Annotated in this window: 5 protein-coding genes; all 5 read left to right on the top strand. The window is 68.9% G+C overall.

The annotated features are described in order from the left end of the window. Positions 1 to 31 precede the first annotated feature (31 nt). The 5 genes from OG406_RS09750 (at position 32) to OG406_RS09770 (ending at position 17,453) form a co-directional block, all read left to right on the top strand. Positions 32 to 1,348, top strand: coding sequence for an MFS transporter (locus tag OG406_RS09750; RefSeq protein ID WP_329185303.1), 1,317 nt, complete (start codon positions 32 to 34; stop codon positions 1,346 to 1,348). A 37-nt stretch (positions 1,349 to 1,385) separates the two neighbouring features. Continuing rightward, positions 1,386 to 2,735: an aminotransferase-like domain-containing protein gene (locus OG406_RS09755; protein WP_329185305.1), complete on the top strand. Its 1,350-nt coding sequence runs from the start codon at positions 1,386 to 1,388 to the stop codon at positions 2,733 to 2,735. A gap of 15 nt (positions 2,736 to 2,750) precedes the next feature. After that, positions 2,751 to 3,992, top strand: a complete 1,242-nt coding sequence (locus OG406_RS09760; protein ID WP_267048883.1) for a cytochrome P450 — start codon at positions 2,751 to 2,753, stop codon at positions 3,990 to 3,992. Between the two features lie 63 nt (positions 3,993 to 4,055). Beyond that, positions 4,056 to 5,144 (top strand): hypothetical protein, encoded by a 1,089-nt coding sequence (locus tag OG406_RS09765; RefSeq protein ID WP_266851635.1) that lies wholly within the window; start codon positions 4,056 to 4,058, stop codon positions 5,142 to 5,144. 135 nt (positions 5,145 to 5,279) lie between these two features. After that, positions 5,280 to 17,453 carry a non-ribosomal peptide synthetase gene (locus OG406_RS09770; protein WP_329185308.1) on the top strand — a complete coding sequence of 4,058 codons (12,174 nt, stop codon included), beginning with the start codon at positions 5,280 to 5,282 and terminating at the stop codon, positions 17,451 to 17,453. The last annotated feature ends 44 nt before the right edge of the window (positions 17,454 to 17,497 follow it).

Genomic DNA, 17,497 nt, shown 5'->3' on the forward strand with positions numbered 1-17,497 from the left:
CTGTCCTCACCATCCGTTCTCGGGAGATGCGTTGAACGTCATCAGTAAAGACAAGAAGGACAAGCAGGCCCAGCCGGGCCTGGGAAGCAGTTTCAACAAGGTGTGGGTCGCCGCGATCGCCTCGTCCTGGGGCGACGGCGTCCAGATGGCCGCACTGCCCCTGCTCGCCATCCAACTCACCACCGACCCCCTCCTCATCGGCGCCGTCGGCGCGATCGGCACCCTGCCCTGGTTCCTCCTCGGACTACCCGCCGGCGCCCTCGTCGACCGCTGGGACCGCAGAAAGGTCATGCTCCGCGCCGACCTCGTCCGCTTCACCATCCTGACCCTGCTCACCCTCGCCGTCCTGACCGACCACGCCAACATCACCCTCCTCATCGCCGCCGGATTCGCCCTGGGCTGCGGAGACATCTTCTTCGACATCTCCGCCCAGGCCGTCCTGCCCGTCGTCGTCACCGGCGACCAGGCACTCATCCGCGCCAACAGCCGCATCTCCGCAGCACAGATCAACGGCGAACAACTCGCCGGACCCCCCATCGGCGGCGTCCTCTTCTCCCTCTCCCACTCCCTGCCCTTCCTCGGCAACGCCCTCTCCTTCCTCATCAGCGCCCTGTGCGTCACCTCCCTCAAAGGCAACTTCGCCAACCCCCCCACCACCCAACCCACCACCAGCCTGCGCACCGAAGTAGCCGAAGGACTGCGCTGGCTCCTCAAACACCGCGTCCTGCGCACCCTCGCCGGCACCGCAGCCATCGGCAACCTCGTCTTCACCGCCAAAATGTCCCTCCTGGTCCTCCTCGCCAGAAACCAGCTCGGACTCGGCGACATCGGCTACGGACTCCTCCTCAGCTCCACCGCCGTCGGCGCCTTCATCGGCAGCTTCCTCTCCGCCCCCATCTCCAAAAAAATCCAGGTCGGCACCATGCGCTGCGTCGGCATGTCCATCGAAGGACTCGCCGTCCTGGGCCTCGGCCTCACCACCAGCCCCTGGATCGCCGGCGCCATGATGGCCACCATCGGCTTCTCCATGAGCGTCCAGATCGTCATCGTCGGCGCCCTCCGCCAACGCCTGGCCCCCACCGAAATCCGCGGACGCGTCCTGTCCGCAAGCCGCCTCATCTCCCTCATGGGCGCCCCCTTCGGCGGCATCCTCGCCGGCTACCTCGCCAGCACCACCAGCCTGCGCACCCCCTTCATCACCGGCGGCCTCCTCATGATCATCGTCGCCCTCGCCAGCCTCCCCGCACTCAGCAACCACGCCATCCAACAAGCCACCAACGAAACCACCCCCACCGAACCGACAGAGGAAACCACCGACACCACGCCGAAGCACGCCACAACGAAGTAACCGGACACCACCGATCCTCCGAGGAAAGCGAGGTTGCATGAACGCCAGTGGAGTGGAACTCCTGACCGCCGACCTGAGTACGGATCAGCTGCACGCAGCGCTGCAGGATCCCGCGCTCGCTTCCATGAACTTCCTGAACGAAGTGGCCGGCCGCTTCCCGGAGGCCATTTCACTCGCCGCCGGCCGGCCCAGTGAGGAATTCTTCGACGTCGACGACCTTCCTCGGTATCTGAAGATCTTCTGCGACTATCTCGCCGCCGAGACGGGTGCGGACGAGGACGGCATACGCCGAACTCTCTTTCAGTACGGTCGGACCAAGGGCGTCATTCACGAGCTACTAGCCCGGAATCTCGTCTGTGACGAGGGTATTGACGTCGACCCGGAGTCGATCGTCGTCACGGTCGGCTGCCAGGAGGCGATGTTCCTGGTGCTCCGGGCGCTTCGCCGGGACGAGCGGGACGTCGCGCTGACGGTTTCGCCGGGCTACGTCGGTCTGGCGGGTGCCGCGAGGCTGGTGGACATGCCGCTCTGGCCGGTGCGGGAGAACGAGGACGGTGTCGACCTCGACCACCTGGTCGAACAGATCGAGGCGGCGCGCGCCGCGGGGAAGCGGCCACGGGCCTTCTACCTCGTCCCGGACTTCGCCAATCCGTCCGGCGCGAGCCTCGACCTGGAGGCAAGGCGGAGATTGCTCGCCATCGCGGCGGAGCACGATCTGCTGATCCTCGAGGACAATCCGTATGGATTGTTCCAGGCCGAGGACGGTCGGCGCCTGCCCACGCTCAAGGCCCTCGACACGTCACGGCGGGTCGTCTATCTCGGCTCGCTCGCGAAGACCTGCTTTCCCGGAGCCAGGGTCGGGTTTGTGGTCGCGGATCAGCACGTGTCCGGCGACGGAGGCTCCACGCTGTTCGCGGACGAGCTGTCCAAGATCAAGAGCATGCTCACCGTGAACACCTCGCCCCTGGCCCAGGCCGTCGCGGGAGGCAAGCTGCTGGAGCACGACTGCAGTCTGGTCAAGGCGAACAGCAGGGAGACCCGGCTCTACAGCCGAAACATGCGGCTGCTGCTGGAGGGGATGAGCCGGCGGTTCCCCCAGGGCGGGGATCACCAGGTCTCGTGGAACACCCCCGGCGGTGGATTCTTCGTGGTGGTCACCGTTCCGTTCATCGCCGATGACACCGCACTGGAATACGGGGCCGGGAAATACGGCGTCCTGTGGACACCCATGAGCCATTTCTACGACGGCTGCGGCGGCGAGAACCAGCTGCGTCTGTCGGTGAGCGTGGTGTCGCCGGACGAGATGGAAGCGGGACTGGATCGACTGGCGATGCTGATCGCCGACCTTTCCGGCAAGGAAAACCTACGCAGTAGTCACCGATTCTGAGGCCAGGAGATTTCCATGCCGAACAAAGGTATACCCGCCGACGATCTCAACCGGGTGGACCTCACGGACCCGAGCACCTTCCTGCGTACCGACATGGAAGATTTCTGGCGGCGGGTCCGGACCGAACAGCCCGTATATCTGCACCCGGCCACCGACCGGGGATCCCCCTTCTGGGTGGTGTCCCGCCACGCGGACGTCATGGCCGTTCTGCAGGACGCCGAGCGCTTCAGTTCGCAGCCCGGGAACATGATGTCCTCGCTGCACAAGCCCGGTGGGGATCCCGCGGCCGGCAAGATCCTGGCGCTCACGGACGCGCCGCGCCACAACGCCATGCGGACGATCCTGCTGAAGGCGTTCAGTCCCCGGATCCGCAAAGGGGTGACGGACAAGCTCCAGCAGCGGGTCGACCAGATCCTCGGCCACGGCGTCGGCACCGGGACCTTCGACTTCGCCAAGGAGGTCGCGGAAGTGATCCCCATGGGGACGATCTGCGATCTGCTGGGTTTTCCGTCGACGGATCACAAGTACGTGCTCGACCTGAGCCGGGAGGCGGTCAGCGCGGACGACGAGGGGCAGACCGAGGAAGACGTCTGGCTCTCCCGCAACGAACTCCTCATCTATTCGCAGGAGATCATCGAGACCCGCCGCGAGGACCCGCAGGACGACTTGATCAGCGCGATGGCCACCTGCCGGATCAACGGTGAGCCGATGACCGACGACGAAGTGGTCGTCAACTGCTACGGGTTCATCCTTGCCGGGGACCACACCAGCCGCCTGGCCATGGTCGGCGCCCTGCTCGCCTTCGCCCAGCACCCGGATCAGTGGCGGGCGTTGAAGGAGGGCCGCGTCTCCATAGCGAGCGCGGTCGAGGAGATCGTGCGCTGGACGACGCCGGCGATGCACATCGGGCGTACCGCGACGGCCGACGTCACCATCGGCGGGCGGACGATCCGCGAGGGCGAGCACGTCATCCTCTGGATCACTTCCGCGAACCGCGACGAGAGCGTCTTCCCGGATCCGCACAGGTTCGATCTGGCGAGGACGCCCAACAAGCACCTGGGCTTCGGGTTCGGGCCCCATTTCTGCTTCGGGTCGTACCTCGGCCGGGCCGAGATCGCCGCCGTACTGAAGACCCTCGTCAGCAGGGTGGACCGGATCGAGCTCACGGGTGATCCCAAGGCGCTCTACTCGACGTTCCTGCGCGGATACAGCAGCCTGCCGGTCTCTCTCGTTGCCGGCCCCTCCACCACGGAGTAGTGCGCTTCCTTTCCCGGCGTGCCGCATCACGCACATTCAGTTCGACTCGAAGGAGTTCACGAAGTGATTGAGGTCGACATACAGGCTCACTCTGCGGATGTCCCACCCCTCCACCTGTTGAAGGCGGAGCAGCTTCCCGCCACGAGAGGCGCCGTCACCGGCACGATGAACCAGCGCGTCGCGGACGCCTTGCGGACCGTCATCGACATCACTCCACAGGACTCCGACCGACGCGCGCTGGCCGCCGTCGACGCCGCCCTGACCTGCCTGGCCTCACCGCCCGCTGCCGCCGCGTACACCGATGCGGAGCGAAAGGCCCTGCCGGATGATCTCTACGAGGAGCATGACCTGTTCTTCGGTGCGATCAGGGTCACCGGGAACTCGGTGGAGACGTTCGTCTCCACGATGCTCGAAGCCCTCCGCAGCCAGCTCGACGACGCCCTGTCGGCCGGGATCACCCTCAGCAGCGGTGAACGGGCCGATCTGCGGGAGGCGTTCTGGACGACGTTCCACATGGTGTGGCGTATCGGGGTGGCCGGCACGCCGTTCGAGAACGCGGCTCGTGCTCGCGCCTGGGTGACGGACGTGAGGACCGGCGATGTGAAAGGGGGGCCTCTGATTCGCTGGCGTCTGGGCCACCAGGTGTTCTTCGCGCTCATCCAGGGGCTGATTGTTTCGGTCGGCTGCCTCGAGGAATGCCTCAGGGACGATCCGGATGACGTCGACAGCGCCTGCCGGCTGCTGGAGGACGCGACGGCGCTGATGATCGGGTCCGGCGCCTCGCTGCGGTACGCCGGCGATTTCACGCGCACGCACTACGCGGATTCGGTGCGTCCCGCGATGATGCCGCCGCACATCAATGCCAAGTTCAGCGGTCTGCAGTTGCGCGATCACCGGATCCTGCTCAAGTTGCTCCACCGGGTCAAGCCGCTGGTCGCGTCGCCCGCTCCGGCCGTCGACAAGTCCTACAGGTTGCTGCTCGACGCGATGTCGACGGCCTATGACGCGCACATCTCGGTCTGCTCGAGGTTCGGCGGCGACCGTGAATCGAGTCTCCGCACGCCCGGCTCGACGGTTCCCGCGGTGGAGGTCCTCCAGCGATTCCGCGACCGTCGACTGGGTGCCGCCACGCCGGATCGACCGGCGGAGTAATTCGGTCATCCCTTGCCGCGCGCTGTCGCGCGCAGGGCAACGTCCCCTCCCGCGCCGATCTGTGCTGCCGTGGTCCCGCACTGCCGAGTAGCTGCGAATTCGTGCGATCTCACCACCGAAAGAGAGTAATTGGCAATGCGTACTGCAGATGCTGTTGATTCTGTTGAGGGTGCGTCGTTCGAGTCGCACGTGGCACTGGTCGGCGACTCGGTGCCGGCGGCTTTCGCGGCTCAGGCGCTGCGGTCGCCGGACGCGGTGGCGGTGCGGTGTGCCGGACGGGAGCTGTCGTACCGGGAGTTGGACGAGCGAGCCAGTCAACTCGCCCACCGACTCATCGGGTTGGGGGTAGGTCCGGAAGCGCCGGTCGCGGTGCTGATGGAACGTTCCGTGGATCTGGTCGTCGCGCTCCTCGCGGCGCTCAAGGCGGGGGCCTTCTATCTGCCGTTGCACAGTGGGTATCCGCTGGAGCGGATGCAGTGGATCGTCGACGAGACCTCCGCGCCCGTACTGCTCACCGACCGTGCCATGCGGGACCGCGGGCTGCCCGTCGCCCCCGTGACGGTGGCGGTGGACGACGACGCGGAACTGGCCGGGCTGCCCGTCAGTGACCCGGGCATCGAGAGTCGGCCCGAGCAGCTCGCCTACGTGATGTACACCTCCGGCTCGACCGGGCGTCCCAAGGGGGTGGCGGTCACCCACCGCGACGTCCTCGACCTCGTCGTGGACAGCATGTTCGAGCCGGGTGCGCACGAGCGAGTCCTCATGGTCATTCCGTATGCGTTCGATCCCTCGATCTACGGCTTGTGGGTGCCGTTGCTGAACGGTGGCCGGACGGTCATCACACCGGAGGGTGATCTGAGTGTGGCGACGCTCGCCCGGCTGATCACCCAGGAGGCGATCACCGCCCTGGACGTCTCGGCAGGTCTGTTCCAGGTGATGGCGGAGGAGGATCCGGGCTGCTTCGCGGGTGCGCGTGAGGTGATCACGGGGGGAGACGTGGTCTCCCCGACCGCGGTGCGGAGGGTGCTGGACCACTGCCCGGACATCGTCGTGCGCAGCGCGTACGGTCCCACCGAGACCACGCTGTACGCGACGCAGCATCCGTGGACGGGTGACGGCGAGCTGCCCGCCCCGCTGCCGATCGGGCGCCCGCTGGACGACATGCGCGCCTACGTTCTGGACGAGACCCTGTCGCTGGTCCCGGCAGGGGCCACCGGGGAGCTGTATCTGGCGGGTGCGGGGTTGGCCCGTGGCTACTTCGGGCGTCCGGACCTGACGGCGGAGCGGTTCGTGGCCGACCCGTACGGCCCGGCCGGCAGCCGCATGTACCGCACCGGCGACCTCGCGCGCTGCTCCGGCGAGGGCGTGCTGGAGTTCCTGGGCCGGGCCGACGACCAGGTGAAGATCCGCGGCTTCCGCATCGAACTCGGCGAGATCGAAACGGTGTTGAGCCGTGCTCCGGGGGTGTCACAGGTCGCGGTCATAGCGCGCGAGGACCAGCCGGGCGCCAAACGCCTCGTCGGCTATGTGGTCGCCGATCCGGGCCGCGGCGAGCAGGTGGACGTCGAGTCCCTGCGGGTCCATGCGGCCGGTCTGCTGCCGGAGTTCATGGTCCCCTCCGTACTCGTGGTCCTCGACCGGCTCCCGCTGACCACCAACGGCAAGCTGGACCGGCGGGCCCTGCCCGCCCCCGACCTGCCGGCGACGGCCGGCGCCGGACGCGGTCCGCGCACCCCGCGGGAGGAGATCCTGTGCGGCCTGTTCGCCGAGGTCCTGGGCGTGCCCACCGTCGGCATCGACGACGACTTCTTCGCACTGGGCGGCCACTCCCTCACCGCCACCCGCCTGGCCAGCCGCATCCGTTCGGCCCTGGGCGCCGAGCTGGTGGTGGGGACCGTGTTCGAGGCCCCGACGGTCGCCGCCCTCGCGGACCGGGTCGCGGAGGCAGGGGTGGCCCGACCCGCGCTGACCGCGATGACCCGTCCGGAGCGGATGCCGCTGTCGCCGGCACAGAACCGGCTGTGGTTCCTCGACAAGCTCGAGGAGACGAGTGCCACCTACAACCTTCCCCTCGTGGTGCGTCTTTCGGGGCGACTGGACCGGGCCGCGCTGCGGGCCGCGCTCGAGGACGTGGTGGACCGGCACGAGAGCCTGCGTACCGTCTTTCCCGAGGACGCCCAGGGCGTTCCGTTCCAGCTGGTCCTGCCGGCGACGCGGGCGATGCGGGACTTCGCGGTGGTGGAGACCGACGAGGCCGCCCTGCCCGGGGAGATCTCGGCTCGTGCCGGGGAGCGTTTCGATCTGGCGGTGGACCCGCCGGTCAGGTTCCGTCTGTTCGCCCTGTCGGCGACCGAGCATGTCCTGTTCCTCCTGACGCATCACATCGCGTCCGACGGCTGGTCGCTGGCTCCGCTGACCCGCGACATCAGCCGCGCCTACGCGGCACGGTGCGCGGGGGCGGGGCCGTCCTGGTCCGCGTTGCCGGTGCAGTACGCGGACTACACCCTGTGGCAGCGTGAGCTCCTCGGCGCGGAGGAGGACCCCGACTCCCTGGTGAGCGGACAGCTGGCGTTCTGGACACAGGCGCTGGCCGGCATCCCGGACCAGCTCGAACTGCCCTACGACCACCCCCGGCCGAAGGTGGCGAGCCATCGCGGCGACACGGCCTCCTTCGAGCTCGACGCGGAGCTGCACCAACGCCTGATCGATCTGAGCCGTACCCATCAGGCCAGTCTGTTCATGGTGGTCCAGGCCGCCTTCGCCGCGCTGCTCTCCCGGCTGGGCGCGGGGAACGACATTCCGGTGGGCACCCCCGTCGCCAACCGTACCGACGAGGCGATGGGCGACCTGGTCGGGTTCTTCGTGAACACCCTGGTCGTCCGGACCGACACCACCGGCGATCCCTCCTTCCGGCAACTGCTGGCCCGGGTGCGCGAGGTGTCCCTGAAGGCCTTCGCGCACCAGGACGTCCCCTTCGAGCTCGTGGTGAACGAACTCAACCCGGTGCGTTCTCCTGCCCAGCACCCCCTCTTCCAGGTTCTGCTGGCCATGCAGAACAACGCGTCCGTCCGCTTGGACCTTCCGGAGCTGACAGCGGACGTGCGGCTCGGGGACACCGACGTCGCCAAGTTCGATCTCACCCTCGAACTCTTCGAGCAGCACGCGGAGGAGGACGTCCCCGACGGGATCAGCGGACGGTTGGGGTATGCCCTCGATCTGTTCACCGCGGACACCGCCCAGCGGATCGCCGCCTGCTTCAAGCGCCTGCTCGCCGCGGTCGCCGCGGACCCGGACCTCTCACTGAGCCGCATCGACCTCCTCTCCCCCGAGGAGCACCGCCGGCTCGTCGTCGAGTGGAACGACACGGCGGTGCCCTACGCCGACAACACCACCCTGCACCGGATGGTCCAGGAGCAGGCGGCCCGGACGCCGGACGCGCCGGCCGTGCTCTGCGGCGCGGAGGAACTGACCTACGGCGAACTCGACGCGCGGGCGAACCGGCTCGCCCACCATCTGATCGCCCGCGGGGTGGGCCCGGAGCAGTTGGTTCCGATCTGTGTCGAACGGGGCTTCGACGCGGTCGTCGCCGTCCTGGGCGTACTGAAGGCGGGCGCTGTCTATGTGCCGCTCAACCATGAATTCCCGGTGCACCAGATCGAGTTCATGGTCGCGGACGTCCATGCTCCGCTCGTCGTCACCCAGGCCCACCTCCAGGAGCGACTGGGGGCCACCTCCGCCGAACGCGTGCTGATGGACCAGGACTGGCACGAGATCGCCACCCGCCCGGACACGGACCCCGATGTGCCGGTCGGCCCCGAGGGCCTGGCCCACGTGATCTTCACCTCCGGATCGACCGGCACCCCCAAGGGCGTCATGATCGAGCACCGCTCGCTCTGCCGGATCGTGGACAGCGACCTGTTCGCCGGCCTCGGGCCCGGCGACGTCGTGGCCCAGCCCTCCAGCTTCTCCTGGGACGCGTTCACCTTCGAGTGCTGGCCCGCGCTGACGTCCGGAGCCGCCATGGCCGTCATGGACAAGGAGGTTCTCCTCGACGCCGCCACGCTCAAGGCCGCCCTCCGTCGCCGCAAGGTGACCATGATGTGGCTGACGGCGCCCCTCCTGCGCCAGCACCTGCAGGACTGCCCCGACCTCCTCGCCGGAGTCACGTCCGTCTTCTACGGCGGTGAGGCGATCGACCGGCCGGCGGTGGACGCACTGGTGGACGGACCCTGGGCACCCGAGCGGCTCATCCACGGGTACGGGCCCAGCGAGGCGACGGTCTTCACCACGAGCTACAGGGTGGACCGGAACACCCCCCGCGACGGGCAGATCCCCATCGGCCGGCCGGTGGCGAACACCGAGGTGTTCGTCATGGACGAGAACGGCGTCCTGGTGCCCCCGGGCGTTCCCGGCGAACTGTGGGTCGGCGGCCCCGGACTGGCCAGGGGCTACTGGAACCGTCCGGAGCTCACCGCGGAACGGTTCGTCAAGCACCCCTTCTCGGACGATCCTCAGGCGCGCGTGTACCGCAGTGGCGATGTGGTGCGGTGGCGCGCGGACGGCCGGTTGGAGTTCGTGGGCCGGGTCGACGACCAGGTGAAGATCCGCGGACTGCGGGTCGAGCTGGGTGGCATCGAGTCGGTACTGGGCCGTTTCCCGGGCCTGGCGGAGGTCGCGGTCGTGGTGCGGGAGGAGCGCCAGGGCGACAAGCGTCTGGTGGCCTACGTCGTCGCCGAGACCGGGAGCGAGGGGCCGGACGCGGACGCCCTGCGTGCCCATGTCGGCGGTCTGCTGCCGGAGTTCATGGTCCCATCGGCGTTCGTGGTGCTGGACCGTCTGCCGTTGACGACGAACGGCAAGCTGGACCGGCGGGCTCTGCCGGCGCCCGTGTACGAGACGGAGGTGGGCGGGCGTGGTCCGCGCACCGTCCAGGAGGAGATCCTGTGCGGCCTGTTCGCCGAGATCCTGGGCGTGCCCGCGGTCGGCATCGACGACGACTTCTTCGACCTCGGTGGGCACTCCCTCCTCGTCACCCGCCTGGCCGGCCGCATCCGTTCGGTGCTGGGCGTCGAGCTGGTGGTGCGAACCGTGTTCGAGGCGCCCACGGTCGCCGCCCTCGCCGACCGGGTCGCGGAAGCAGGAGTGGCCCGGCCCGCGTTGACCGCGATGCCCCGTCCGGAGCGGATCCCGCTGTCACCGGCACAGAACCGGCTGTGGTTCCTCGACAAGCTCGAGGAGACGAGTACCACCTACAACGTTCCGGTCGCCTTCCGGATCGTCGGGGAGCTGAACGCCGACGTGCTCGAACAGGCGTTGAGCGATGTCGTCGCACGGCACGAGAGCCTGCGCACGGTGTTCCAGGAAGTGGACGGGAGCCCTGTCCAGGTGATCCTGGACAAGGACGCCGCCGGCGTGAAGCTGCACCACGTCAGCTGTGGCGCGGACGAGTTGGACCGGGAACTGCGGGAGGCCGGTCAGTACGCGTTCGACCTGTCGGCCGAGTTTCCGCTGCGGGCAACGCTGTTCACCGTCGGTCCCGACGAGCGGGTCCTGCTGCTCCTCATGCACCACATCGCGAGTGACGGTGCCTCGATGGGGCCGCTGGGGCGTGACCTGGAGATCGCGTTCCGGGCCCGCCTCCAGGGACTCGAACCGTCGTGGCCGGCTCTCCCGGTGCAGTACGCGGACTACACGTTGTGGCAGCGTGATCTCCTCGGCGGGGACGAAGACCCCGAATCCCTGGTGAGTGAACAACTGGCCTTCTGGACAGGGGCTTTGGAAGGCATCCCGGACCAGCTCGAGCTGCCCTACGACCGCCCTCGGCCGAAGGTGGCCGACTATCGCGGCGACTCCGTCTTCTTCGAGCTGGACGCGGACGTGCACTGCGGCATGGCCGATCTGGCCCATACGACGGGCGCCACCACGTTCATGGTGGCGCAGGCGGCACTGGCGGTGGCGCTGACGAAGATGGGCGCGGGCACGGACATCCCGATCGGAACCCCGGTCGCCGGACGCGCCGACGAAGCACTGGACGACCTCGTCGGCTTCTTCGTCAACACCTTGGTCCTGCGGACGGACACCTCGGGGAATCCGACGTTCCTGGAACTGCTGGAGCAGGTCCGGGAGACCGACCTGGCCGCCTACTCCCACCAGGACGTGCCGTTCGAGCGGCTGGTCGAGGCGGTCAACCCCCAGCGCTCACTGGCCCGTCACCCCCTGTTCCAGGTCCTGCTCAATCTTCAGAGCGGCGACGGGCACGCCCTGGATCTGCCCGGCCTGTCAGTCCAGGAGATCGTGAAGGAACAGCAGACAGCGAAATTCGACCTGTCGCTGAACTTCCTCATGAAATACACCGATCAAGGTCTCCCCGGTCCGGTGCGGGCGTATGTCACCTACGCGACGGAGCTCTTCGACCGGGAGACCGTGGAGCGTCTGTTCACGCGCCTCGTCCGTGTCCTGGAATCCGTGGTGGCCGATCCGGCCCGGCCGCTCAGTCGGATCGACGTGATCGAGGCGCAGGAGCGCGTACGGCTGACGGAGCTGTCGGCCGGCGCGGAGGCTCGTGAGGGACTCGGGGCTGCTTCCGTGCCGGCAGCCTTCGCGGCTCAGGCACAGCGGACGCCGGACGCAGTGGCCGTGCGGTGTGCCGGACGGGAACTGTCGTACCGGGAGTTGGACGAGCGAGCCAATCAACTCGCGCACCGACTGCTTGGGTTGGGCGTCCAGCGGGAAGCGCCGGTCGCGGTGCTGATGGAACGCTCGGTCGATCTCGTGGTCGCGCTCCTTGCGGTGCTCAAGGCGGGTGCCTTCTATCTTCCGTTGCACAGTGGGTATCCGCTGGAGCGGATGCAGTGGATCGTCGACGAGACCTCCGCGCCGGTACTGCTCACCGACCAAGCGATGCGCGACCGCGGCGTACCCAACACTGGCGCCCTGGTCGTGATGGACGAGGACGAACAGCTCGCCGGTCTGCCCGTCAGCGATCCGGGCATCGAGAGCCGCCCCGAGCAGCTCGCCTACGTGATGTACACCTCCGGCTCGACCGGACGGCCCAAGGGAGTGGCGGTCACCCACCGCGACATCCTCGACCTCACCGTCGACCACATGTTCGGCGCGGGTGCACACGAACGAGTCCTCCTGCTGGCCTCGTACGCCTTCGACCCCTCCACCTACGCCTTCTGGGTCCCCCTCCTGCACGGCGGACGCACCGTCATCACCCCCGAAGGCGAACTCGACGTCGCCGAACTCGCCCGGATCATCATCGAGGAACAGATCACCGGCCTCGACATCACCGCCGGACTCTTCCGCCTCATGGCCGAGGAAAACCCCGGCTGCTTCACAGGAGTACGCGAGGTCATCACCGGCGGCGACCTGATCTCCCCCACCGCCGTACGCCGAGTACTCGAACACTGCCCCGACACCATCGTCCGCTGCGCCTACGGCCCCACCGAAACCACCCTGTTCGCCACCCAAGCCCCCTGGAACCCGGGCGACACGGTGCCCGCACCGATACCCGTCGGACGGCCCCTCGACGGCATGCGCGCCTACATCCTCGACACCAACCTCCAGACCGTCCCAGCAGGCGTGACCGGAGAACTCCACCTCGCAGGCACCGGGCTCGCCCGAGGCTACTTCCGACGACCGGACCTCACAGCAGAACGGTTTGTCGCCGACCCCTACGGCCCCGCCGGAACCCGCATGTACCGCACCGGCGACCTCGCCCGCTGGTCCCCCCACGGCCTCCTCGAATTCGCCGGCCGAGCCGACGACCAAGTCAAGATCCGCGGCTACCGCATCGAACTCGGCGAAATCGAAGCCGTACTGGGTCGCTTCGCCGGCCTGTCCCAGGTCGCGGTGCTGGCTCGGGAGGACCAGCCGGGCGACAAGCGCCTCGTGGCCTATGTGGTCGCCGAGGCCGGCAGTCACGCCCTGGACACCGAGGCCCTGCGCACGCACGCCGCCGGGCTGCTGCCCGAGTACATGGTTCCCTCCGCGTTCGTGGTGCTCGACCGGCTCCCGCTGACCAGCAACAGCAAGGTCGACCACCGCGCCCTGCCGGCGCCCGACCTGCCGGCCGCGGGAACCGGGCGGGGACCGCGGACTCCGCGGGAGGAGCTCCTGTGCGGCCTGTTCGCCGAGGTCCTGGGCGTGCCCGCGGTCGGCATCGACGACAGCTTCTTCGCGCTCGGCGGACACTCCCTCCTCGCCTCTCGGCTGGTCAGCCGCATCCGCACCACCCTGAACGTCGAACTCCCGGTGACCGCCCTCTTCGAGACCCCGACCATCGCCACTCTCATGGCCCAGATCGCGGAGGCGGGTTCGGCCAGGTTCGCGCTGACGGCGAAGGAGCGCCCCGCGCGGATCCCGCTGTCGCCGGCGCAGAACCGGCTGTGGTTCCTGAACAAGCTGGAGGGTGCGAATGCCACGTACAACGTCCCGGTGGCGTTCCGGATCAGCGGGGACCTGGACGCGGGTGCTCTCGAACGGGCGTTGAACGATGTGGTGGTACGGCACGAGAGCCTGCGGACGGTCTTCCAGGACGTCGACGGAACTTCGGCCCAAGTGGTGCTGGAGGCCGACGCCGTGGACCTGGAGCTGCACCACGTCGCCTGCTCCGCGGGCGAGTTGCGTGATGCGTTGCGCGACGCGGGACAGTACGCGTTCGACCTGGCCGCCGAACTCCCGCTCCGGACGACGCTCTTCTCCGTCGGCCCCGACGAGTACGTCCTGCTGCTGCTCGTGCACCACATCGCGAGCGACGGCGCCTCGATGGGGCCGCTCGGGCGCGACCTGGAGACCGCGTTCCGTGCCCGACTCCAGGGCCGGGCGCCGGAGTGGTCCGCGCTCCCGGTGCAGTACGCCGACTACACCCTGTGGCTGCGGGAACTCCTCGGCTCGGAGGACGATCCCGACTCCTCGGTGAGCCGGCAACTCGCCTTCTGGGAGGCCGCCTTGGACGGCGTGCCCGACCAGCTGGAGCTGCCCTTCGACCGCCCTCGTCCGAAGGTGGCCGACTACCGCGGCGACACCGCCCCGATCAGGATCGACGCCGACCTGCACCGTGCCCTGCTCGGCCTGGCCCGGGAGACGAACACCACCCTGTTCATGGTCCTCCAGGCCGCCCTCGCCACCCTGCTCAGCCGGCTCGGCGCGGGCTCCGACATCCCCCTCGGAACCCCCGTCGCCGGCCGCACCGACGAAGCACTCGACGACCTCGTCGGCTTCTTCGTCAACACCCTGGTCCTGCGCAACGACACCTCGGGAAACCCGACCTTCAGAGAACTCCTCGCCCGGACCCGCGCGACCGACCTGGCCGCCTACTCCCACCAGGACGTCCCGTTCGAACGCCTGGTGGAGGCGATCAACCCTCAGCGGTCGCTGTCCCGCCATCCCCTGTTCCAGGTCATCTTCGGCGTGGACGCCACCGGCGGCAGCGCGCTGAATCTGCCCGGCCTGGCAGTGGCTCAGGAGTCGGTCCCGATCGAGTTCAGCAGGTTCGACCTGGGCTTCAACTTCATCGAGCAGTACGGGATCGACAGCCGTCCGGCCGGGATCAGCGGCCTGCTGCACTACAGCACCGACCTGTTCGACCGGGAGAGCGTCGAAGCGCTCGTGACCCGGATGGTGCGCGTGGTGGAAGCGGCGGTCGCGGATCCGGACCGGCCGCTCGGCCGGATCGAGATCCTTTCCGCGGGGGAGCAACGGCAGATCCTGGGGGCGTGGAACGACACCGGTGCCGCGCTGACCGACGCGACGCTTCCCGCTCTCTTCCAGTCGCAGGTCGCCCTGACGCCGCGGCGCCCGGCGGTCCTGGCCTCGGACGCCGACCTGAGCTACGGCGAGCTGAACGAGCGGGCCAACCGCCTGGCCCACCATCTGATCGCGCACGGGGTCGGCCCCGAACAGTTCGTCGCTCTCGCCCTGCCGCGTACCGCGCAGACCATGGTGGCGCTGCTCGCCGTGCTCAAGGCGGGAGCCGCCTACATGCCGGTCGACCCCGCGTACCCGGCGGACCGGATCGCCTACATGCTGCAGGATGCCGATCCGGCGCTGGTCCTCACCGTCGCGGAGACCGAGCGGATGCTCCCGGAGGGCTCCCGGACCCCGCGTCTGGTCCTGGACTCTCCCGAGGTCGTCGCCGCCCTGGAGAGCCGTCCCGCCACCGATCCGACCGACCGGGACCGGATCGGCGTCCTGCGGCAGCCACACCCGGCCTACATCATCTACACCTCGGGCTCCACCGGCCGCCCCAAGGGCGTCGTCGTCACGCATGCCAACGTGGCAAACCTGGTCGCCTGGGCCCGTGACGAGTTCGGCGAACAGCGCCTGGCCCACGTCCTGTTCAGTACGTCACTCAACTTCGACGTCTCCGTGTTCGAGATGTTCGGCCCGTTGCTGACCGGTGGTCGCATCGAGGTGCTGCGTGATCTGCTGGCCCTCGGCGACCGGGACGCCGACGACCGTTCGTCGGTCCTGGTGAGCGGGGTTCCGTCCGCGCTCGCCCGGATCGTGTCCCAGGGCGACGTGCGGGCCGCGGCGGACACCGTGGTGTTCTGCGGCGAGGCCCTCACCGCCCAGGCCGCCACCGAGGTCAGGGACGAACTCGGGGCCGGCCGCGTCTACAACATCTACGGCCCGACCGAGGCGACGGTGTACGCCACGGTCTGGTCCACGGACGCCCCCGTCACGGGAGCGCCGTCGATCGGCCGCCCGCTGCACAACACGCAGACCTACGTCCTGGACGGCGGTCTGCGGCCGGTTCCGGCGGGGGTCACCGGGGAGCTGTACATCGCGGGTGCGGGGCTGGCCCGGGGGTACTTCGGGCGTCCGGACCTGACCGCCGGGCGGTTCGTGGCCGATCCGTTCGGCCCGGCCGGAACCCGCATGTACCGCACGGGCGACCTGGCCCGCTGGTCCGGTGAGGGGCTGCTGGAGTTCCTGGGCCGGGTGGACGACCAGGTGAAGATCCGCGGCTTCCGCATCGAACTCGGTGAGATCGAGGCGGTGTTGAGCCGCGTCGCCGGGCTGGCGCAGGTCGCGGTGCTGGCCCGTGAGGACCAGCCGGGCGACAAGCGCCTGGTGGCCTACGTGGTTGCCGAGCCCGGCAACGACGCGCCGGACACCGAGGCGCTGCGCGCGCACGCGGCGGGTCTGCTGCCGGAGTACATGGTCCCCTCCGCGTTCGTGGTGCTCGACCGGCTCCCGCTGACCACCAACGGCAAACTGAACCGGCGGGCCCTGCCGGCGCCCGTGTTCGCAGCGGACGCCGCCGGGCGCGGTCCGCGGAATCCGCGGGAGGAGATCCTCTGCGGGCTGTTCGCGGAGATCCTGGGCGTGCCGACGGTCGGTATCGACGACAACTTCTTCGAGCTGGGCGGACACTCGCTGCTGGCGGTTCAGCTGATCAGCCGCATCCGGGATGTTCTGGGCGACGGGCTGGCCATTCGAGCTGTGTTCGCGGCGCCCACCGTTGCCACGCTGGTGGAACAGCTGGGCCGGTCGTCGGGCGGTGAGGAGTTCGACGTGCTCCTGCCGATCAAGGACCACGGAGGCGGCTCGTCGGTCTTCTGCGTCCACCCGGTGAGCGGAATCGGCTGGTGCTACGCGCCCTTGGCCGGAATCGCCTCTCCGGAACACTCCGTGTACGCGCTGCAGGCGCGGGGTCTGGACGGCGGGGACGCGCTCCCGGGCTCGATACAGGAGATGGCGGCCGACTACGTCCGGCAGATCCGTGCGGTACAGGAATCGGGCCCGTACCACCTGATGGGATGGTCCTTCGGCGGTGTCGTCGCCCATGAGATGGCCGTCCAACTGCGGGCACGGGGCGAGCGGGTGGAGACCCTCGCCCTGCTGGACTCCTACCCGGCGCACGGGACCGCGACGCCGCTCCCGATCACGGAGGAGGACGTGGCGGCGGGGCTCGCCGAGTTCTTCGGAGTGCGGGCCGGGGACGGTGAGGAGCCCCTCACGATGACAGGGATCGTGGCGGCACTGCGCCGGGACCGCAGCCTGTTCACCGAACTCGCCGAGCGGCATCTCGCGGACATCGCCGCGATCTACCGGAACAACCACCGGATCATGACGGAGCACGTTCCCGGGGAGTTCGACGGGGACGTCCGGTTCTACGAGGCGGGCCGCGAAAGGCCCACCGACGTGTGCGCGGCGACCGCGTGGAGCGCGCACGTATCAGGGCGCCTCGACATCGCGCGCATCGCCTGCAGTCATGCGGAAATGGCCCGCCCGGACTCCCTGGCCGAGATATGGCGGGACATCGCCCCGGCGGGCGAGCGGCAGGCCCTCAAGCGTTGACGCGGCTCCGCGTGCGATCCGCCGACACGTCCATCACCTCAGAG

The organism is Streptomyces sp. NBC_01428 (assembly GCF_036231965.1).
In the GTDB taxonomy this organism is placed as follows: Bacteria; Actinomycetota; Actinomycetes; order Streptomycetales; family Streptomycetaceae; genus Streptomyces.